Origin of the sequence: Olleya sp. R77988 (assembly GCF_044594215.1) — a bacterium.
GTDB lineage: Bacteria > Bacteroidota > Bacteroidia > Flavobacteriales > Flavobacteriaceae > Olleya.
Map to the genome: position 1 here is coordinate 1,119,349 of NZ_CP138988.1, position 20,759 is coordinate 1,140,107.

The 20,759-nt window shown below is 30.4% G+C and carries 16 protein-coding genes; 8 read left to right on the plus strand and 8 right to left on the minus strand.

Annotated elements, in window-relative coordinates; genetic code table 11:
• Positions 1-7 precede the first annotated feature (7 nt).
• The 4 genes from SJY17_RS05030 to SJY17_RS05045 are packed head-to-tail and all read left to right on the plus strand — an operon-like array spanning position 8 to position 3,091.
• Entirely contained in the window at positions 8-979 is a 972-nt protein-coding gene (locus SJY17_RS05030; protein WP_397364391.1) for a sensor histidine kinase, read from the plus strand.
• Positions 976-1,671: a LytR/AlgR family response regulator transcription factor gene (locus SJY17_RS05035; protein ID WP_397364392.1), complete on the plus strand. Its 696-nt coding sequence runs from the start codon at positions 976-978 to the stop codon at positions 1,669-1,671. The genes SJY17_RS05030 and SJY17_RS05035 overlap by 4 nt, the downstream gene beginning before the upstream one ends.
• Before the next feature lie 57 nt (positions 1,672-1,728).
• Positions 1,729-2,307, plus strand: coding sequence for a hypothetical protein (locus SJY17_RS05040; protein WP_397364393.1), 579 nt, complete (start codon positions 1,729-1,731; stop codon positions 2,305-2,307).
• A gap of 1 nt (position 2,308) precedes the next feature.
• On the plus strand, positions 2,309-3,091 hold the full coding sequence (locus SJY17_RS05045; RefSeq protein ID WP_397364394.1) for an amidohydrolase: 783 nt from the start codon (positions 2,309-2,311) through the stop codon (positions 3,089-3,091).
• Here SJY17_RS05045 and SJY17_RS05050 read toward each other — a convergent pair.
• Together SJY17_RS05050 and SJY17_RS05055 are read right to left on the minus strand one after the other, a co-directional pair.
• Positions 3,078-4,691, minus strand: a complete 1,614-nt coding sequence (locus SJY17_RS05050; RefSeq protein ID WP_397364395.1) for an Ig-like domain-containing domain — start codon at positions 4,689-4,691, stop codon at positions 3,078-3,080. The two genes, SJY17_RS05045 and SJY17_RS05050, sit on opposite strands and share 14 nt — an antisense overlap.
• Before the next feature lie 58 nt (positions 4,692-4,749).
• Positions 4,750-5,433, minus strand: a complete 684-nt coding sequence (locus SJY17_RS05055; protein ID WP_397364396.1) for a ComF family protein — start codon at positions 5,431-5,433, stop codon at positions 4,750-4,752.
• A gap of 159 nt (positions 5,434-5,592) precedes the next feature.
• On the opposite strand from SJY17_RS05055, the gene SJY17_RS05060 reads away from it, so the two are divergent.
• The 4 genes from SJY17_RS05060 to SJY17_RS05075 all read left to right on the plus strand — a co-directional run bounded on the left by SJY17_RS05060 (position 5,593) and on the right by SJY17_RS05075 (position 9,870).
• On the plus strand, positions 5,593-6,501 hold the full coding sequence (locus tag SJY17_RS05060) for a hypothetical protein (RefSeq protein WP_397364397.1): 909 nt from the start codon (positions 5,593-5,595) through the stop codon (positions 6,499-6,501).
• Positions 6,502-6,666: 165 nt separating this feature from the next.
• Entirely contained in the window at positions 6,667-7,572 is a 906-nt protein-coding gene (locus tag SJY17_RS05065; protein ID WP_397364398.1) for a hypothetical protein, read from the plus strand.
• Positions 7,573-7,684: 112 nt separating this feature from the next.
• Positions 7,685-8,242, plus strand: coding sequence for a class I SAM-dependent methyltransferase (locus SJY17_RS05070; protein WP_397364399.1), 558 nt, complete (start codon positions 7,685-7,687; stop codon positions 8,240-8,242).
• An 86-nt stretch (positions 8,243-8,328) separates the two neighbouring features.
• Entirely contained in the window at positions 8,329-9,870 is a 1,542-nt protein-coding gene (locus SJY17_RS05075) for a glycine--tRNA ligase (protein WP_397364400.1), read from the plus strand.
• Between the two features lie 93 nt (positions 9,871-9,963).
• Here SJY17_RS05075 and SJY17_RS05080 read toward each other — a convergent pair whose 3' ends face one another.
• The 6 genes from SJY17_RS05080 to SJY17_RS05105 form a co-directional block, all read right to left on the minus strand.
• A complete protein-coding gene (locus SJY17_RS05080) occupies positions 9,964-10,563 on the minus strand; it encodes a hypothetical protein (protein WP_397364401.1) in 600 nt (199 codons plus the stop codon).
• Between the two features lie 23 nt (positions 10,564-10,586).
• A complete protein-coding gene (locus tag SJY17_RS05085) occupies positions 10,587-11,147 on the minus strand; it encodes a hypothetical protein (RefSeq protein WP_397364402.1) in 561 nt (186 codons plus the stop codon).
• Positions 11,148-11,267: 120 nt separating this feature from the next.
• A complete protein-coding gene (locus tag SJY17_RS05090) occupies positions 11,268-12,413 on the minus strand; it encodes an efflux RND transporter periplasmic adaptor subunit (protein WP_397364403.1) in 1,146 nt (381 codons plus the stop codon).
• Positions 12,414-12,417: 4 nt separating this feature from the next.
• Positions 12,418-16,731 (minus strand): CusA/CzcA family heavy metal efflux RND transporter, encoded by a 4,314-nt coding sequence (locus SJY17_RS05095; protein ID WP_397364404.1) that lies wholly within the window; start codon positions 16,729-16,731, stop codon positions 12,418-12,420.
• A 66-nt stretch (positions 16,732-16,797) separates the two neighbouring features.
• Positions 16,798-17,187 carry a hypothetical protein gene (locus SJY17_RS05100; RefSeq protein WP_397364405.1) on the minus strand — a complete coding sequence of 130 codons (390 nt, stop codon included), beginning with the start codon at positions 17,185-17,187 and terminating at the stop codon, positions 16,798-16,800.
• Positions 17,188-17,246: 59 nt separating this feature from the next.
• Complete coding sequence (locus SJY17_RS05105) at positions 17,247-20,690, minus strand: hypothetical protein (protein ID WP_397364406.1); 3,444 nt, start codon at positions 20,688-20,690, stop codon at positions 17,247-17,249.
• Positions 20,691-20,759: the final 69 nt, after the last annotated feature.

Below are 20,759 nucleotides of genomic sequence, written 5' to 3' on the forward strand. Positions count from 1 at the left end.
CCTAATTATGAAACACTTAAAAAAACATACGTCGCAAATTTTAGTACATCTGTTATTTTGGATGCTATTTATATTTGTATCGTTATTCATATTTTCTAGATATTATTGGGCAGAAAACCCATTTTTACAATATCTATCTATTCTTGTAGTGCTAGTTTATGTTAATAATTTAGTGCTATTACCTTTTTTTGTAAAACGAAAATGGTATCTAATGTATGGCTTGCTTTTTATAGCTATTTCGTTTTTTGCAACACAGATTTATTGTAATGTTTTTGCACAATGCGGCTGTTCTATAATGAAATGTTTGAGTGATTACCTTTGGCAGACGTTGGTGCCACTAATATTTTTTTCGTTTATATGGATGTTATATCGTTTTTTAGACGAACAAGACCAGAAGGAAGAGATGATTAGACAACATACAGAAATGGAATTGAAGTTTTTAAAATCTCAAATCAATCCACATGTTTTGTTTAATAATTTAAATACAATTTACTCGTATTCTATTGAAAAACCTGCCGAAACACCAGAACTAATTTTAATGTTGTCAGACAATCTAAAACATGTATTGTATGACAGTAATGCAAAGTATGTATCTTTAGAAAAAGAACTTCAGTTTTTAGATAATTATATTAAGTTTCAGAAGATAAGAACAGAAGGTGTTAAGCAAGTAAACTACCAAACTAATATAGTTAATCCGCAACAAAAAGTTGCACCTTTATTATTGATTACAATCATTGAAAACGCTTTTAAACACAGTACGTTAAATAGCATGATTTTTATTACCATCGAAGAAAAAAACAACACATTAACTTGTGTTTGTACTAATGAGTTTGAAAGTAAAAATGAAGATACAACCAACTTTAAGATAGGACTTATAAACCTACAAAAAAGATTGGGCTTATTGTATCCAAACAAGCATCAATTTACTATTAATAATGCTAATCAATTTGAGGTAATTTTAACTCTAGATTTAATATGACTTGTATAATTATTGAAGACGAATTACCTGCTCAAAATTTACTTAAAAACTATTTAAGTAAGTTGCCAAATGTCAAGTTGTTAGGTACATTTCAAGCAGCAATTGAAGCTCATAATTTTTTTAAAACCCAAACTGCAGATGTTGTTTTTTTAGATATTAATTTACCAGACATTTCTGGTTTAGACTTTATAAAAACAATCAAAAACCCTCCAGCAATAATAATGACAACTGCTTATCCAGATTATGCAGTTAGTAGTTTTGAGTTGGATACTATTGTAGATTATTTAGTCAAACCTTTTGGTTTTGACCGCTTTTTAAAAGCAATTAATAAAGCCGAAAATGTTACAGAAAAAGAGGACCATAGCCAAACAGAGACCTCAGAAGACTCTATTTTTTTAAATGTCGACAAAACACTTCATAAAATTATTTTAGACAATATTCTATACCTAGAATCAGATCGTAATTATATTACTGTGGTGACCAAAACACAACGCTTGTCTTATATAGATTCGTTAAAAAATTGGACAGAAAAATTGCCAAAACAGCAATTTATTCAGACCCATAAATCGTATATAATTAATACTAATTATGTTAGTAAAATTTCTGGAAACGAGGTCTATATAAATACACAACGTTTACCAATTGGAAGAACCTATAAAGCAGATTTATTAAAAAAGTTAAGAATAGTTTAAATCTGGACTAATTTTTGATAAATTGTATATATTTTTAAACCCTAAATTTTACAAAAAATGAAATCATTACAATTACTGTTTACCCTTACTTTTTTAATCACATGTAGCAGCTTTGCACAAGAAGTTAACCTTGAAGACGAAGTGTATCAAGTAAAAAATAAATCTATTTCTTTAAACGGAGAAGATGTGTCTGAGACGTTAACTAAAGAGCAGAAGACAAAAATATTAGATTTAGCAAAAGAAAAAAGAGCACTTTTAAATGAAATAGAGAAGAAAGAAAAGCAAGAAGAAAAATATGCTAAACAAAGAGAAAAGCAGGCAAAAGCAGAAGCAAAAGCATTAAAAGAAGAAGCTAAAGAACGCAAAGCAGCAGAGAAAGAACGAAAACGAGCTGAAAAAGCAAGAAAGAAGGCCGAAAAAGAGCGTAAAAAAGCAGAAAAAGTAGTTGCTAAAAGAGAAAGTGCAGAGAAAGCCTTAAGCAAAGCAAAAGATAACTTAAGTAAAGCTGAAAAGAAGTTTGAAAAGTTAAAGCAAAAAGGAAAATTATCTCCAAATGACGAGTCTAAATGGTTAGGTAAAATTGAAAAGTATAACCAAAAAGTAGACAAAGCACAGCAAAAATTAAATAAGCTTTAAAATGGCTGATAGCACTTTAAATATAGCCATTATCCAATCCAATTTGGTGTGGGAAAATCCAGTTCAAAACTGGATTAATTTTAGTGCTAAAATCAAAAAACTATCTAAAAATATAGATCTTGTTGTATTGCCAGAAATGTTTACCTCTGGCTTTACAATGTCTCCAGAGTCTGTTGCAGAAACTATGGAAGGTCAAACCATACAATGGTTAAAGTCTTTAGCAAATGAACAAAAAATTGCTATAGTTGGAAGTTTGGTAATACAAGAAGCAGATAGTTATTATAACCGTTTAGTTTTTGTGCATCCAAATGGAGTAATAAACACGTATGACAAACGTCACGCGTTTACTTTAGCAGGAGAAGACAAAGTATACACAAGTGGAAATAGTAAAGTTATTATTGATTACAAAGGGTTTAAAATTAGACCACTTATTTGTTATGATTTACGTTTTCCAGTTTGGTCCCGAAATAAGCAAGATTACAATGTTTTAATTTATGTAGCTAATTGGCCTAAAAAACGCATAAAAGCTTGGGATACCTTATTACAAGCTAGAGCTATTGAAAACATGAGCTATTGTGTTGGTGTAAATAGAGTTGGATTAGATGCTAATAATTTTGACTATCCAGGACACTCTGCAGTTTATAATACTTTAGGTGAAAAACTAACTAATTTAAAGCCAGATAAGGAAGGTGTTAAGGAAGTTATGTTAACCAAATATCATATTGAAACAACAAGGAACAAACTACGTTTTTTAGATGATGCAGATGCGTTTAGTTTAGAATAAATTCTTCAACTAAATCCCAACCAACTCTTATTTCTATCTGTTTTTCAGAATAACTAACACGTTCTGGCTGCCTTGTTTTTAAAAACACTCCAGAATCATAAATTTTGTTTTTATTAGTGTCAAAAATAGCACGTATATAATATTTTCCAGGCTTAATAAAAAAGAAATCTACAGGTTTGGGTTTGGTTAAATATTTTTCATATTTGACTTCGTCTTTATCGTTTACTAATTGAACAATTAAAGGGTAAACTCCATTTTTAACAGCAATACGTATACTACCTAAACTTGACTCTTTTACTGTCCTTAAATTGTAATTTAAAGTATCATTAGTTTCACCATAAAAATTAATCATACTTTTTGGGAGTAATTGTACTTTATACAAGTTATCTTCTTTTTTATCAAACATAATTGAAATGGAACTATGCTTTCTGTTTAATTGGGCTTTAAAATCAATATTGGTAGAGTCCTTGTCCAATATTGTAATTTTATTTTCGTTTAATTTAACTAATGGTGTATTAGCAGATATTATAAAATTTTCAGTAAAACCAATTGTGCTATTTGGTGTAGCTTTAATAACTAATGAATCTCTTTTGTTGTCTTTAATTCTTACAGTAAATGTATCTATTTTTTTTCTGTTTGTGACTTTAAAAACTAATGAATCTACTTTTAACTTTGGCTTATAAAAATAGTTTAAGGTATCCGTTTCTTGATCCTTTACAAGTCTGTATTTAAAGTCTGAAGGGACTTCGGATAGTACATCAACTTTTATTTTTTTATAGTCTGGACCTTGAAAACCAAAAGCAATTTTTTCTCCAGAAACCAATCTAGGTTTTTCTGCTTTGTAGTCTATTTGTTCTTTAAATAATTTAAGCTCATAAATCTTAGAAGTATCTTCAGTAACTGTAATAAAATCTTCATAAAATCCAATTTTATCAGATTTTTGTTCAAATTTATTATTAGAGTTGTTGTCTTTTAAGGCTATAAGTTTGTACGTTCCTGCTTTTAAATTTTCAATTGTAAAATTGGTAGTACTATCTAATGTATTAGTAACATATCTTGGATTTTTATTATAAACAATAGAGTCTGTATAAGTTGTATCTGCTTCATATAAATTAACAGATATAAAAGGATCTGTTTTTCTGTTTAAAGCGTCCATAACCTTACCTTTTACTTTTAAAGAATCAATATGCTCTCCTGTTGAAAACACATATTTATAATATGTATAAGGGTTTTCTTCGTTATTATCTACAATACTGTTTCCAAAATTAAAGGCGTAAGTTGTATTTGGTTTTAGGGTGTCAAAAATCTTTATTCTAATGTATTTACTAGCACTTCCTAGAGGTGTAATCTCTGGAGTTGTAGTCATTGGTGGAGAGATAATTAACTGTTTAGTTAGGTCTTTAACCTTAATATATTCGTTAAAATAAATTCTAATTTCTTGGCTATTAAAATTTGTCGAATAGTTTTCTGGTACAGTACTAATAATTTCTGGTGGTGTAATATCTTTATCACCTCCAGTAATATTTCCTCTGTTAGCACAATTAATAAAAGTAAGCGCTAAAACACTATAAAAACAAAAATTTAAAAGACGATTTTGCATACCAATTTTTAATGAAGATACAAATTAACAACATATTTATCGTTTAACGAAAAATGCCTTAAGCTATTGCCATAGTAGCTATACTTATTTTTATATTTTGAGCTTTATTAAGCTCTAAAATACAAGCTTCTAAGGTGTTTCCAGTGGTGATTATATCGTCAACAAGTAAGATGTGTTTGTTGTTAAGTTTGTCTATTTGTCTGACGGAAAAAGTTTCGTTATTTAATTGCCATCTTTCTAATCTGGTTTTACTGGCTTGAGATTTTATGGTATTTGTAGTTTTAATTAAAAGGTCTTCATTATATTCTACTTGTAATGATTTAGCAATGTTTTGGCCAAATTTAGTCACTTGATTGTAGCCTCTTTTTTTTAGTTTTTTAGGATGAAGCGGAACAGGAATTACTAAATCAATAGTATTGTAATTATTTGTAGTCTCTAATTCTTCGCCTAACCAATCGCCAAAAAAAGCACTAACATTTTCATTTTTACCATATTTTAATTGATGTAAAAGATGCTGTACTATTCCTTTTTTTTCAAAACGTAATAAAGCAGTAGCAGCTTCTATTTTTGCTCTTCCATAAAAGACATTTTTAACAAAGCTATCATTCTCTAAATGAAAATTTGTAGTTGGTAAGTCATGTCTACAATTTGTACATAAAAAAACTTCGTTATCTGATAAATAGCTTTTACAAGCATTACAAACCTCCGGAAAAAACAGATCTGTTAATGCTTTAATACTCATAAATTACTGATTTAATGAAAGTTGAGTTACGGTTAAAATGCAAAAAACACCTTTAAAATGTTGTAAAATAATACTTTAACTAATATTTTAATCAAGTTATCGAAAAATTCCTAAATACTCAAGAGAATTGTAATACTTTTGAACCAAATATTAGAACTGATGATTATAAAACCCCAAATCTATAATCTAAAGTTAGTTATTGTTGCCCTTACATCACTAATCTGCGCTTTAGGTTATTATAGTTATACAAACTATACGTCTTTAAACGAGTATCACAAATTTCTTTTAGAAGAGAATGCTTCTGTGGAAGTAGAGCTAAATCAAATGGCCATAAATTATAATGCGCTAAAAATTGATAATAGAGAGATACAATCTAAATTAGAAAATTCACAAATCAAGATTGCTCGTATACTAGATTCTGTAAAATACTTAAAACCAGATGTTTATTTAGTAGCACATTACAAAAAGCAATTACAGGTTCTTAAAGATGAAAACAAAAGGATACTTGCATTAGTTGATCAATTAAATGCAGAAAACGAGTTTTTAAAAGAAGAAACGCTTCGTGTTGGTATGGAGTTAGACCAAACTATGTCTGTTACAGAAACTTTAAAAACCAGAAACACTACCTTATCTAGAATAAATAGTAAGAACGAAGAAATAATGAACAAGGCTAAAGTCTTGAGTGTTAAAGATGTCTTTGTTGAAGGTGTAAAACGTATTACTAATAGCGGAACTATAAAAAGTACTACTTCTGCAAGAAGAGCTAAAAAGTTAAATGTATGTTTTACAATTCCAGAGAATAGGTTTAGCGATAAAGGAAAAAAAGAATTATATATACAAATCCTAGACCCAAATAGTAATGTTGTTGGAGATAAAGGAGATGTTAAGATTGGTGATGCATCATTAATTTACAGTCAAAAAATAGTAGTAGACTATGATAATAATAGTTTACAAGAGTGTATTTTTATTGAGCCATCTGAAGGAGAATCTCTAGAAAAAGGAAATTATTATATAAATATATATCACGAGAATAGATTGGTAGGTAAATCAACATTATCCCTTAAATAATGTAAAGACATAAATATTAGTCCATTTATTAAAAAAGCGCTTTGGTAATTTACCAAAGCGTTTTTTGTTTTAAAAGATAGTTTAACAATTATTTTTCCCATTTATCGATTAATAATAGATACCTAAATAATTAATCAATATTTTTAAATTGTAATTAATTTAATCATGATAGTTTTCCCTCATTCCTTTAACTACAGATTAATAATTGGTTCATTGGTTGTAGCTTTTGTGGTTTTAGGGTCATATAGCTATTCTAATTATAATACATTAGAAGGTTATAAAACTTATATCATACAAGAAAAAAAACTTTTAGAAAACGAATTGTCAGAAATGATAAAACGTTATGAAAGTGTTCAAGTAGAAAGTAAAGCCCTAAACGGTAAGCTTGAACATTCTAAAATAAAAATAGAACGTATTTTAGATTCTATTAAAACACTAAAACCTAGTGCCTCGTTATTAGCTGTATTTCGTACCAAAATCAAACTTTTGCAAAAAGAAAAAGCAGAAGTATTAGATTTAGTAACAACACTAAAAAACGAAAATCAACGCCTTTCTGTTAAAGCAAAAAAAGTCGAACAAGATCTTTTAGGTGCTAAAAGTGTAACAACGTCTTTAAAAGCTAAAAATGAAGATTTGGTTTTAACCAATACAAATCTTTCAGAAAAAATTAAAAGTATCAGCAATTTAGAGATTGATCAACTTAGCGCAAAAGCAGTTAAGCGTGTAACTTCAAAAAAAATTGTAAGTACCCAAAACTCTAATAAAGCAAAAAAGCTTTATATAGAGTTTACACTATCCAAAAACAAATTTGTAAAAGGAGGAGAAAAAGACATTTATATCCAAATTTTAAATCCAAATAACAACGTTATTTCTGACCAAGGATCTGTAAATTTTGGAAAGCAATCTTTAATTTTTAGTAAAAAAATTAAAGTAGATTATAAAAACGAAGATGTAAATATTAATGCATTAATTACAACAGATATTGATCAACCTCTAACCAAAGGTGTATATTTTGTTAATGTATTTAATGATAATATTAGATTGGGAAGTACCTCAATAACACTTAAATAACAAATAAATTGCAGTATAAATAAAACCATTACAGTTGTAATGGTTTTATTTTGCTTTTAAACGAAGTAATAAAAACCTTATATTCGTTTAAAAATAGCTTAAATCAATAATTTTGAATAAAATTCTCTTTTTAAAAGAATCACTTAAAAGTTTAAAAACTTCTGGAACCTTATTTCCTAGCTCCAGATTTTTAGCATCAAAACTATTAAAGGGAATTGACTTTAAAACAGCAAAACTAATTATAGAGTTTGGTCCTGGTAATGGAGTCATTACTAAAGAGATTTTAAAACGCATGCAACCAGATGCAACACTTGTTTCTTTTGAAATAAACGAAAAATTTTATAAAGCATTATTAAAGATTGAAGACCCAAGATTAATAGTGTCTAACCAATCTGCAGACGCAGTAATGGATGTGTTAAAAAAACATGGTTTTGAAACTACAGATTATATTGTATCAAGTCTTCCACTTACTAATATCCCAAAACCAATTACAGACTCTATACTTGCAAACGCTTATAATTGTTTAAATCCAAAAGGATACTTCTTTCAATATCAATATAGTTTAACGTATTATTCTGCATTAAAAAAAACATTTAAAGGTCATGTGTCTTTAGGTTTTGAGCCTTTAAACATTCCACCAGCATTTGTTTATACTTGTCAAAAAAACTAATAGTTATTATTACTTTTTAACTTCAATAAAAAAAGTAAAGACAAGTGCATTGCACACTTTTATTTATCGTTTATCTTTGTGCTATTATGGCAAACAACGAAGATCAATTTAAAAAAGTAATCTCTCACGCAAAAGAGTATGGTTACGTGTTCCAAAGTAGCGAAATCTATGATGGACTTAGTGCAGTTTATGACTACGCTCAAAATGGTGTAGAATTAAAGAAAAACATACGCGACTATTGGTGGAAAGCAATGGTGCAATTAAACGATAATATAGTAGGATTAGATGCAGCAATATTTATGCATCCAACCACTTGGAAAGCTTCAGGTCATGTTGATGCTTTTAGCGATCCATTAATAGATAATAAAGACTCAAAAAAACGCTATCGTGCAGATGTTTTAGTAGAAGATTACTGTGCTAAAATTGAAACTAAAATAGAAAAAGAAGTCAAAAAAGCTGCAAAACGTTTTGGAGACGCTTTTAATAAAGAAGAATTTATATCTACAAACGGAAGAGTTGTTGGCTATCAAGAAAAAATAGATACCATATTAAAACGTTTAGGTAAATCTTTAGAAAACGAAGATTTAGCAGACGTTAAAGCATTAATTGAAGAGCTAGAAATTGCTTGCCCTTTATCAGGAAGCAGAAACTGGACAGACGTTAAACAGTTTAACCTAATGTTTGGTACCAAACTAGGTGCATCTGCTGAGACTGCAATGGATTTGTATTTGCGTCCAGAAACAGCACAAGGTATTTTTGTCAACTTTTTAAACGTCCAAAAAACAGGACGTATGAAAATTCCATTTGGAATTGCACAAACAGGTAAAGCGTTTAGAAACGAGATTGTTGCAAGACAATTTATATTTAGAATGCGTGAGTTTGAACAAATGGAAATGCAATATTTTATTAAACCAGGAACACAGAAAGAGTGGTTTGATTATTGGAAAGAGACGCGTCTTAAATGGCATAAGTCACTTGGTTTAGGTGAAGAAAACTACCGTTTTCATGACCACGAAAAACTAGCACATTATGCAGATGCAGCAACAGATATCGAGTTTAAATTTCCGTTTGGATTTAAAGAATTAGAAGGTATCCACTCTCGTACAGATTTTGATTTAAAACAACACGAAGAATTTTCTGGTAAAAAGCTACAATATTTTGATCATGAAGAGAATGCTAGCTACACACCTTATGTGTTAGAAACATCAATAGGTTTAGATCGTATGTTTTTAGCAGTGTTTTCTAATTCATTAATGGACGAAACACTAGAAGATGGAAGTGTAAGGACAGTTTTAAAATTGCCAGCAGTTTTAGCACCTACAAAAGCAGCAGTTTTTCCATTAGTTAAAAAAGATGGATTGCCAGAAATAGCAAAACAAATAATTGAAGATTTAAAATGGGATTTTAACGTGTTTTATGACGAAAAAGATGCTGTAGGTAAACGTTACAGACGTCAAGATGCTGCTGGAACACCTTTTTGTATTACAGTAGATCATGACACTTTAGATAACAACACAGTTACTATAAGACACAGAGATACTATGGAACAAAAGCGTGTTGCAATCTCAGACCTTAAAGACATAATTAAAAAAGAAGTTGATGTTAAAGAGTGGTTAATGAAAATGTAACACACATTCTTGCGAAAGCAGAAATTTCTTTAAAATAAAAAAAAGCCCAAACTAATAGTTTGGGCTTTTTTTTATGTTCTATTGAGGTTTGTTTTAAAAACGAATACCAAAATTAACACCAAATCTAGGCTCTACATAATCTAGATAGTCTGTGTTTATTTCGCCTGCCAATACACGTCCTATTTCTGCATTAATTCCAAGTGTAAATTTATCATTAAAAACCCACTTATGTCCAATACCAAATCCTAATGAAAAACTTCCAACATCATAGGTGGTATCATTAGTATAAATATAATCAGATGGAGTGTCTGAAACATCGTAATAATAGTAGTAATCTTCAATAGTTACTTCTCCTGTTCTTATCCTTGCTTGTGGATAAAAGAAAAAACCTGCATGATCTTTTTTCTTCGAAAAATAGATTATATAAGCAGCTTTTAAACTTACTGCATTTGTGTTTTTTATATTACCTGCATCAAAATAGGCAAAAGTATCAAAGAAGGTTGCTCCTATAAACAGCGATTGATTTTTGTCTAAATAACGTTCGTAATTAACATTAAAAGATCCAGCAACAACTAGGTCTAGTAGATTAGTAGATATTTCATTTTTGTTAGATTCTTCTATTTCAATATCTTCTTGAGATAATCCAAAAAAAGACGTTAAAAGAAGAGTAAGTACTATAACTGTTTTTTTCATAATTGGTTGTATTAAATTAAAGCTTAAAACCTATAACCTACATATAAATCACCTTTAATTAAAGCATCAAACTCACTACCATTTAATAAGTTTCGTCCTGCACCAATTTTTGCTTCAAAGACAAAACCAGAAGAGTTAATCCACTTTTTTCCTAATGCAAGTCCTATTGAAATGTCAAAAAAATTGTCACCTTCTCTAAATTGAGAGGTACCATCACTAGATAAATAATCATAATAATCATCATTAGTTCCACCAAAAAAAGAAGTAAATCCTTCAACAAAAAAACCTTTTGCACCATAATCTTCTTTAGTTTGAAAATACATTCTGTAAAAAGGGGTTAAAGAGTAATCTTCAGGGTAAGAATTATCACCACTTAAGTTAAAAAGTAATGCAGCACCATAACCAGTATTGCTATTCGGGACATACTCATAAACACCTTCAAAGATTGGTCCAGCTAATAATTTAACTACTCCAAGTCTTAACTCGTGTTTTTTATTAATGGCTAAAGCGTCGTTATCTGTCTCTTGTGCAAAGCCATAAAAAGAGCTTAGTAATAAAGCGAATACTACAATTGATTTTTTCATATGTTAGTTTTATTGATTAAAAAGTATTACTTATCAAAAAGCATACCTTTTATAGATGTCAAATGTAATAAAAGGTTGCGTTAAAAAAACTAATATTGATAATATAGATTTAAGTTGGACTTAATGAGTGTGTCCTCCTTCGCCATTATTTAGTAACATATTTGTGCCTTTAATCACTATTTGTTTATCCTTTAAAGCTTCAGAATTTAAAATTTCGACATAGGCTTCCGTTTGTTTTCCAAGCTCTAATTTAAACGTTTCAAAATGAAATTCATCTGTATTTTCTTCGTCTAAAATTAAAACAAAAAACTCATTATCAACTTCAATTAGTGCTTCTTTTGGCAAGCCGAATCCTTTTTTACTTTCTATAATAATATCAGCATCTACAAACATACCAACAATAAAGTTTTCCTTGTCGTTTTCTACGTGTCCATGTACTTTAACACGTCGTGTTTGTTCATCAATTGTGGTACCAACTAAATGCACTTCTGCTTCAAAGGTTTTATTTGATGCTTCAGGAATTGTAAACTCGATTTTTTGATCTTTTTTAATTTGCATGATGTCCTTTTCAAAGACCGATAATTCCAAATGAATGTGGTCAATATCTATAATTTCCATGATAACATCGCTTGGCGAAACATAGGTTCCGTTACTCACGTTAACTTTTGTAATATTACCATTCATTGGTGCATATAAGTTTATAGTTGAAGCAATGCGTCCTTGTTCTACACTACTCGGATTAAGATTTAACATTTGTAATTTTTTGCGTAATCCGTTATAATGCGCAAGGTTGCTTTTGTATGCGCTTTCGGCTTTTAGATAGTTTTTTTCAGAAGTAATTTTTTCATCAAACAATGTTTTTTGTCTGTTAAATTCAGATTTTAAATAATTTAATTGCTCTGAAACTTCCAAGTAATTTTGCTGTAGTTCCACAAATTCTGGATTTTCTAAGGTGACTAAAAGTTGTCCTTTTTTTACCCTATCTCCAACTAACAATGGTGTTTTTGTAATATAACCACCTGTAAAAGTAGAAACGCTAGATTTGTTTTTTGGTGGCACATCTATCATTCCGTTTACTTTTACGGTTTCGTTAAAATCGTATTCGGCTAAGGTGCCAAAAGCCATTTTTTCGCCTTCAAATTGTGCTTTTGTAATGGTGATGTCGTCGTTATGTGTTTCCGTTTCAGGAACTAGTTCTGTTGTCTTTTCTGAATTTCCGCAGGCTACTAAAACCAGTGAAAATAATAGGATATATATCTTGTTCATCTCTTTATAGTGTTAAGTGATTGATGGTAATTACGGTTTGATTGTATTGATTTAATTGCTCTAAATAGCTAAGCTGAATATCTTTTGCAGTCTCTAAACTTTGTATGTATTGAAAGAAATCGATCTCACCTTCTTTAAAGGTTCTGTTGGCTGTTTTTATAATTTCTTCGGAAAGGGTTTTTCCTTGCGATTCGTAATAATTAATAGCGTCTTCGTACTGCTGAAGCTTTGCCAATAACGATTGATATTCGGCATTTAATTTAGCCTGATAATCTTGTTTTTGTTCGGCAATAATATCTTGTGCAATTTTTGAAGCTTTAATTTTTGAACGTTGACCACCAAATAAAATAGGAATTTTAAGGCCCAATTGATAGCCTTTAATATTGTCGTTTAGAGTACTGTTTGTACCTTGAAAATATTCCGCATTTAAATCTGGAAGCATGCTTTGTTTTTCTAGTTTAGTTTGTGCTTTTTGATAATTTATAGACGCATCAAAAACCGATAAACCTACATTCTGATTAGCAGATAATTGTGCTATTTCTAGTTTTTGAAGCAAACCATCTTCAATAGTTATAGAATCTACTTGCACTATTTTTTTAAGTTGTTCTCTATATAAAACAACGTCTTGAAGCGATTGTTTGTAGCGTGTTTCTAACTGTTTCTGTTTGGATTGTGCAGTAATCATTTCTAAATAATTAGTTTCGCCTAACTCAAAACGACGCTTTGCTTTTTGTGCAAAATCTTTATATAAGCTGTCTAAATACTTGTAATTTTTGGCTTTGTTTTTAGCATAACTTAATTGGTAATAATTAGCGTAAACTTGTTTTTTTATTTGCTGTAATTGCAAACTAAAATTTGCTTTTTGTAAACTCACTTTAGATTCGTTTACTTTCTTTTCAGCAAAATAAACCGTTGGAAATTTAAAATCTTGTGAGATTCCAAAAACCTTAAGAGGCTCATTGTTTATTGCTAAATTACTTTCGTCATAATTATAATAAACACTCGTTTTATCAAACGTAAAAGCCGAACGAACTAACGCGTTAGATTGGTCAATTTTTAAGTTTTCAGCTTTTAAATTCGCATTGTTTTCAATTGCTAAAGCTAAAGTCTCTTCAATAGTTAAGGGTTTGTTTTGCGCTTGAATACTAAAAGTTAAAAGCAAAATAAGTATTGTAGCTATTGATTTTTTATTCATTTTAAGTGCTTTATTTTCTTCAAACCAAGCATATAAAACAGGTAATACTACTAAGGTTAGTAAAGTTGCAGTAAATAAACCACCAATAACAACCGTTGCTAAAGGACGTTGTACTTCTGCACCAGCATTTGTAGAAATAGCCATAGGTAAAAACCCTAAAGCTGCTGCTGTTGCAGTAAGTAAAACTGGTCGTAAACGTTCTGTGGTTCCTTTTTTAATACGTTCGTTTATATTGCTGAAACCTTCAGCTTTAAGCTCTTTAAAATGCTCGATTAATACAATTCCGTTTAGTACTGCAATTCCAAATAATGCTATAAATCCAACACCAGCAGATATACTAAAAGGTAAGTCCCTTATCCATAATAACAAAATACCACCAACTGCAGATAATGGAATAGCAGAATACACAATTAGTGCTTCTTTAACCGAGTTAAATGCAAAATAAAGGAGGATAAATATTAAGACTAAAGCCACAGGTACTGCAACTAATAAACGGTCTTTTGCACTTTGTAAGTTTTCAAATTGTCCACCATACGTAATAGTATAACCAACAGGTAGTTTTAGCTTGCTTTCAATAATGTGTTGCACGTCGTTTACAACAGATTGTAAATCTCGGTTTCTAACGTTAATACCAACTACAATACGACGTTTGGTGTCGTCTCGAGAAATTTGAGCAGGACCAGTTGTATAGCTAATTTCTGCTAATTCGCTAAGTGGAACTTTATTTCCACTTGGTGTATCGACATAGAGGTTTTGAAGGCTTTCCATGTTTTTTCTATTATTTTCTTGAAGTCGAAGTACTAAGTCAAAACGTTTTTCACCTTCAAAAACACTTCCTGCTGTTTTACCAGCAAATCCCATGGAAATAACATCGTTTAAATCGGAAATATTAAGTCCGTAACGCGCAATTTTACTTCTGTTGAATTTCACACTCATTTGTGGTAAGCCTTCTACTTTTTCTACTGAAATATCAGCAGCGCCTTCCACATTTTCAATAAGTCTTTTTATTTCATCTGCTTTATTAGCTAAAACGGTTAAGTTTTCCCCAAAAAGTTTAATCGCAACATCTGCACGAACACCAGTAACTAGCTCGTTAAATCGCATTTCTATAGGTTGGGTGAATTCTACTTCCATTCCTGGAATTACGGTTAAAGCTTCCTTGAACTTATCTGCTAATGCATCTTTACTATGTGCAGATGTCCATTCTTTTTTAGGTTTCAGTTTAATAATCACATCACTTTCTTCCATAGACATTGGATCTGTAGGAACTTCAGCAGCACCAATACGTGTGACTACTTGGTCTACTTCAGGAAAATTTTCCAGAAGCACTTGTTCAATTCTTGTTGTGATTTCTATCGTTTTTCCAAGTGAAGTTCCAGTTTTTAAAACAGGTTGAATAACAAAATCGCCTTCGTCTAAAGTGGGTACAAATTCGCCTCCCATTTTACTAAAAACCCAAACACTAGTCGCTAGTAAAATTGCAGACAATACAACTACTATTCTTTTGTTAGATAAAGCCCAATTAATAATAGGTTGGTAGCCTTTATTTAAAAAGTGCATTAGTCTAACCGAAATGTTTTTTGCAGACTGTTTACTTGGTTTTAAAAACAACGATGAGACCACTGGAACATAGGTTAAACATAAAATCATTGCTCCTATTAAAGCAAAGCTGAAAGTCATTGCCATAGGTTTAAACATTTTGCCTTCAATACCACTTAAAGATAGAATTGGAATAAACACGATTAATATGATTAATTGCCCAAAAATGGCTGAATTCATCATTTTTGATGCGCTTTTTAGTGTTATTTGGTCAATTTCGGCTTGTTTTTCGGTTTTATTAATTTCTGAAAGATGTGCAGATTTAGACATAATTTGAAACGCAATAAACTCGACAATAATAACTGCTCCATCAATGATAATTCCAAAATCGATAGCACCTAAACTCATTAAATTAGCATCGACACCAAATTGACGCATTAAAATTATTGCAAACAATAAACTTAAAGGAATAACCGAAGCAACCACTAAACCAGAACGCCAATTACCAAGTAGTAAAACCACCACAAAAATGACAATTAAAGAGCCTAGAATTAAGTTTTCGGCAACGGTAAATGTGGTTTTTCCAATCAGTTCGCTTCGTTCTAAAAAACCATTAATATAAACACCTTCTGGCAATGTACTTTGAATGGATGCCACGCGTTCTTTTACAGTGTCAATAACTTCTTTAGAGTTACCATCTTTAAGCATCATTATTTGTCCTAATACTTTTTCGCCTTCTCCATTTCCTGTAATGGCTCCAAAACGCGTAGCGCTTCCAAAGCCAACAATAGCAACATCTTTAATGTAAATTGGTGAGCCATCATTTTTAACGACTATGTTTTTAATATCTTCCAAAGAGCCTACCAAACCTTCGCCACGAATAAAAAAAGCTTTGTCATTTTTTTCGATATAACCACCACCAGAAACACTGTTGTTTTTTTCTAAAGCATTGTAAATTTCTGCAATAGAAATATTCATTGCAGTTAGTTTGTTTGGGTTTATAGCAACTTCGTATTGCTTTAAAAATCCTCCCCAAGTATTCACTTCAACCACTCCAGGAATTCCTGACAATTGACGTTTTACAATCCAATCTTGGATGGTACGTAAATCGGTTGTGGAATATTTGCTTTTGTAACCAGGTTTTACATCTAAAATGTATTGGTAAATTTCACCCAAACCAGTAGTTATTGGTCCCATTTCTGGAGTTCCGAAACCTTCTGGTATTTTCTCGGAAGCCGATTTTATTTTTTCAGCAATAAGTTGTCTTGGTAAAAAGGTTCCCATGTCGTCATTAAAAACGATGGTTACCACAGATAAGCCAAATTTGGAAACAGAACGAATCTCTTCAACACCTGGTAAATTAGCCATTTCAAGCTCCACAGGATAGGTTATAAATTGCTCTACGTCTTGCGTAGATAAATTACGCGATGTGGTAATAACCTGAACTTGGTTATTGGTAATATCTGGAACAGCACCAATTGGTATTTTGGTTAATGAGAAAATACCAAAGCCTACAATAAAGGCTGTGAAAAGGAAAATAATCAGCTTGTTTTTTAAGCTGAATTTGATAATGTTTTCTAACATAATTCATAATAATTAAGAAATAATAAATGCCTATTTTAAGTAAACAGGATTAAGATCTAAATTGAATTATGCGTGTTTGGGTGGTTGAAAAATAGTGGTTTTTTCGAAAGAAGAAAACGTGTCGTTATAAAAGAAATTAAAAGGAATTTCAATAAATTCTTGATAATTAAAATCAAAAGAAAAGGAAACGTTTATAAAAGATGTGTTAACATGAGAACAGAGGTGATGATTGTCTTTAAAAGGCAAATCGTCATGTTCTTCATGATCGTTTTCATGGTCATCTTTTGCATCTCCATAATGTTCGGCTAAAAATTCAAAAAAAGTATCACCATACATTTCTTTATGAAAACTAGCATGTTCCATCAAAGCACTAAACTTAGAAATATCTTCTAAGTTAATATTGAAACTTTGTATAAGTATCAAAAATGAATACGTTATTGCTAATAGTTTGCTCATTTGAAGTACTAATTTACAAAAAAACAAATGTAATTAAGTGACTAATGTTACTTAGGTGATTAAAAGTATGCTTTTAATTGTACATTCCCAGTATGTATTGTTTTACTAGTTTCTGTTTTTCTGCCAAAATAAGATAGGTTTAAGTCTAAAAATTTAGTCAATTTTTTTTGTGCTAATAAGGTCCAAGTCATGTTTTTACCTGGTTGTAGTCCTTCAAGTATTTGATAAGCAACTGGACTGTTAGCATTACCTTTAAAAGTATTATTAAAAAAATTAAACTCGCCAGAAATAGCTCCAACTTGAGCATTGTCTTTTGGCGATAATGCAAATGACACTCCGTATTTTTGTTGTTGTAATGTTTCTAAGTCTCCAATAGTATTAGTTTTTGTTGTGTATTGATAAAATACATCAAATTGTACATTGCTGTTTAATAAATAAGACAGTTTGGGGTTGAATTTTTCAGTGTCAATATCAAAATTTTTACTACTAAAATTTTCGCTTTCACTAAATTGTTGCTCTAAAGCAGTGTTTAAAGTAAATAGCCAACTTCCTCCAAATTTATGATTAAAATTAAGCTGATGACTTTTTAATTCATTCGAAATTGAACCAAAACTAAGTGCGTTTTTAGAACGATTGGTTAGATAGGTGTAAGAGGTTGTGTAATGCTGTTTTCCACGATTATAAAACAACACATTCCTAAAATTTTGACTTAGACCTAACTGGTTTTCTTCATCTTGTCTAAAAGGATTTATATCAAAACCATTACCATCACGCCTTATTTTACGGTCTATTAAATAGCTTGTTTGATTATAAAATTTTGAAAAGAATATTTTGGTTTTATTAGTGGAATTTACCCAATTAATTGGATTTAACGTTAGTGTTTGACTTAGTCTATTTTGATGTGTTTTAATATACACTTGATTAGGAAGCAGTACTCTAATATATTCGCCTTGATCTGAAAATTGTGCAATTTCAAATTCTTCTAATTCTTGTATTCCGTTTGTGTTATAATCAATCCAAGTATAAGCACCTTGTCCAGGTTCTACTTGTACATAAGTAAAATCTTGTTGAGGTAGTGTTCCAGAATTGGTTTCAAAAGCAGTATTCCATAGGATACCATTTTTTAAAAAGCGTTGGCTAAATAACAATCTAGAGTTTAATGAGTTTTCGTTGTCTTTAGTATCGTCCTCGTTTTTTAATGTTCTGTAGTTGACGTATAATGACAAATTAGTTTTGTTATTTTTTAGTAATCGACTATCCAAATAGTAGGTGTTAGAACTATTAACCCGATCAAGTTTATTAACTCGTAAACTATCGTTTACTCTGTATTTGTAACCTATTTCTGCAAATATTTTTGTGCTATCTCCAATCCCTGTAAAGGCTTCGTAAGCTGTAAAACGTTGGGTTAAATCAGTAAACTGTTCTGTTTGGATGACACGTTCTTTGTTTTCTTCAGCAGAAAATCCAGCACCAAACCATTGTTTGTCTAAAGCATAAATAGCTTTATTATAGGTTCTAAAAAATTTGGAAGTGTTCTGACTTCCATTAGCTTTTAAAACACTAGTTGTAGTAGATAATCTAAGCTTGTCAAGGTTTAAATTTGCTGTTAAGTTATGTTTGTTTCCATTAAAATTTTCTGAGTAATTTAAATGCTGAAAGTTATAGTTTATACTTCCTTTTTTATAATGAAAGCCTTTAAAGCCTCCAGAAATAAGGCTTTGATTGCCTAAATTAGTGTTTAGTAAACTGGAATTTGTTTGACTTAAATTCCAATCTCTATTAAATTCTGGAGCATATAAACGTTGTATGGTTTTAAAATCTTGTTGTAAATAATCTGCATCAACAAAAGCATTAACATTCCATAAGCTATCGTTTTTAATAAGGGCTTGTTCAATGGTTAATTTACTTGCTAAACCAGTATTGTTTGCATCGTCAATACCAGAAAATAAATTAAGGTCATTTTTACTTGCAGCAATTTCAAATAAGACATTTGTTTTTTCTGATGGATTGTATTCGCCATTTACAATAGCAATCTGTAATAGGGTTGGAGCTACTAATTGTACAATTGGAGCATAATTACCTTGTTTTACTCCAGAAATAGGAGCAACAAATTGATAAATATTATTAATTGCATTGGTTGAGGTTAAAATATAATCGCCAAGATTATCACCAACTAAAGTAAAGGTGACGCTGTATAAGTCATCATCCGGATTATTTGAAAAGACATATATATCTTCACCATTAAATAATTCTTTTTTATATAAAATGCGGTTTTCATTATAAGCTTCAGCAACTTCGGAAGGAGATACCATTTGTTGGGTGTCATCTCCAGCTTGACTTAAAATTTGTGCTTGTGTTTCTGATAGATTTTGTTGTAAAGGGTTGTTTTTAGAATCGTTTTCAGAATAAACAGATGCGCCTATTTTTAATTTTTCACTTTTATAGTTCCCACCACCAAAAGCTATAATTCTAGAATAATCCCGCTCTGAAAACTGAAAATCAACACTAATACGCATTTCTGAAGTAATAGGAAATGTTGAATTAAAGATGATTTCGCCAGCATTATAATCAATAATATAGTCTTCGTTTTCGCCACGTTTTAAGGCACTACCATTAACATAAACGGTTTCGCTACCAGATACAATTAGCACAAATAATTCGCCATTTGGACCTTGTAATTTATATGGACCTTGATTACCTTCTTGAGCTGTAAATTGGTAGTTAGTAAATTGTCCACGCACTAAAGCTCCAGATGCAAAAACGTTGGTTTGTTGTGTGTCATCACCAAAATTAGCTTTAATCTGTAAACCTTGTACACGTTTGGTAAAAGACGCAAAATAAGATTGATTGTTTAGCAAATCAATATCTCCAGCTCTAATAGCCCAATCGTCAGAAAATAGCTCTAAAAAAACTTGGTCAAACTCGTCTAAACGTTGAGAATACCCTGTTTCTTGCAATGGTATATTTGCATCTTGGATACTTGCTCTAAGAGATACTTTGTCGTTAAGTTTTCCTGTAATTTGTAAATCTAGTTCGCTATTTAAAACCGAGTTTTGATTATTACCAATAGTCACTCCACGACTAATACTACCTGAGGTTGTTAAGCCATCAAAAGGTGTGTATGTTTGATTAGTATTAGCTTGGGTTAATTTAATTAGCTTGTTAATGTTATCTGTGTTTTCAACAATAACACGTTTATCAAATTGTGTGTAAGTTTTAGTTAAAAATTCAGGGTAGCTTTTATAGTTAATAATTACAGAATCGGCTTCAATAGGTTTTAAAAAGGTAATTAAGGATGCACCAAAATCGACTGAGTAATATGTACTATTTAAAACGGTTTTATCTTTTAATTCAATTTTAAAACCATCACTATTAATACTTACACTGTCAATTATGATAGTGTTTGACAGAGCTACTGTTTTCTGTTTTAAGTCATTAGAATGTTCTTGCGCAACCGCAAAAACACCAAAGAGAAAAAGAAAACATGTAAAGGTTAATTTCATCTATAACTATAACACCAGAATCACCAGTTTATTTTGTTAATATTTTTTGAGTAAAAAGGTGGTAATTCA

Coding starts and splice junctions, on each gene's coding strand:
- SJY17_RS05090 (WP_397364403.1), bottom strand. CDS start 12,413: ATGAACAAGATATATATCCTATTATTTTCACTGGTTTTAGTAGCCTGC.
- SJY17_RS05065 (WP_397364398.1), top strand. CDS start 6,667: ATGATAGTTTTCCCTCATTCCTTTAACTACAGATTAATAATTGGTTCA.
- SJY17_RS05095 (WP_397364404.1), bottom strand. CDS start 16,731: ATGTTAGAAAACATTATCAAATTCAGCTTAAAAAACAAGCTGATTATT.
- SJY17_RS05085 (WP_397364402.1), bottom strand. CDS start 11,147: ATGAAAAAATCAATTGTAGTATTCGCTTTATTACTAAGCTCTTTTTAT.
- SJY17_RS05055 (WP_397364396.1), bottom strand. CDS start 5,433: ATGAGTATTAAAGCATTAACAGATCTGTTTTTTCCGGAGGTTTGTAAT.
- SJY17_RS05075 (WP_397364400.1), top strand. CDS start 8,329: ATGGCAAACAACGAAGATCAATTTAAAAAAGTAATCTCTCACGCAAAA.
- SJY17_RS05030 (WP_397364391.1), top strand. CDS start 8: ATGAAACACTTAAAAAAACATACGTCGCAAATTTTAGTACATCTGTTA.
- SJY17_RS05050 (WP_397364395.1), bottom strand. CDS start 4,691: ATGCAAAATCGTCTTTTAAATTTTTGTTTTTATAGTGTTTTAGCGCTT.
- SJY17_RS05045 (WP_397364394.1), top strand. CDS start 2,309: ATGGCTGATAGCACTTTAAATATAGCCATTATCCAATCCAATTTGGTG.
- SJY17_RS05100 (WP_397364405.1), bottom strand. CDS start 17,187: ATGAGCAAACTATTAGCAATAACGTATTCATTTTTGATACTTATACAA.
- SJY17_RS05060 (WP_397364397.1), top strand. CDS start 5,593: ATGATTATAAAACCCCAAATCTATAATCTAAAGTTAGTTATTGTTGCC.
- SJY17_RS05035 (WP_397364392.1), top strand. CDS start 976: ATGACTTGTATAATTATTGAAGACGAATTACCTGCTCAAAATTTACTT.
- SJY17_RS05080 (WP_397364401.1), bottom strand. CDS start 10,563: ATGAAAAAAACAGTTATAGTACTTACTCTTCTTTTAACGTCTTTTTTT.
- SJY17_RS05040 (WP_397364393.1), top strand. CDS start 1,729: ATGAAATCATTACAATTACTGTTTACCCTTACTTTTTTAATCACATGT.
- SJY17_RS05105 (WP_397364406.1), bottom strand. CDS start 20,690: ATGAAATTAACCTTTACATGTTTTCTTTTTCTCTTTGGTGTTTTTGCG.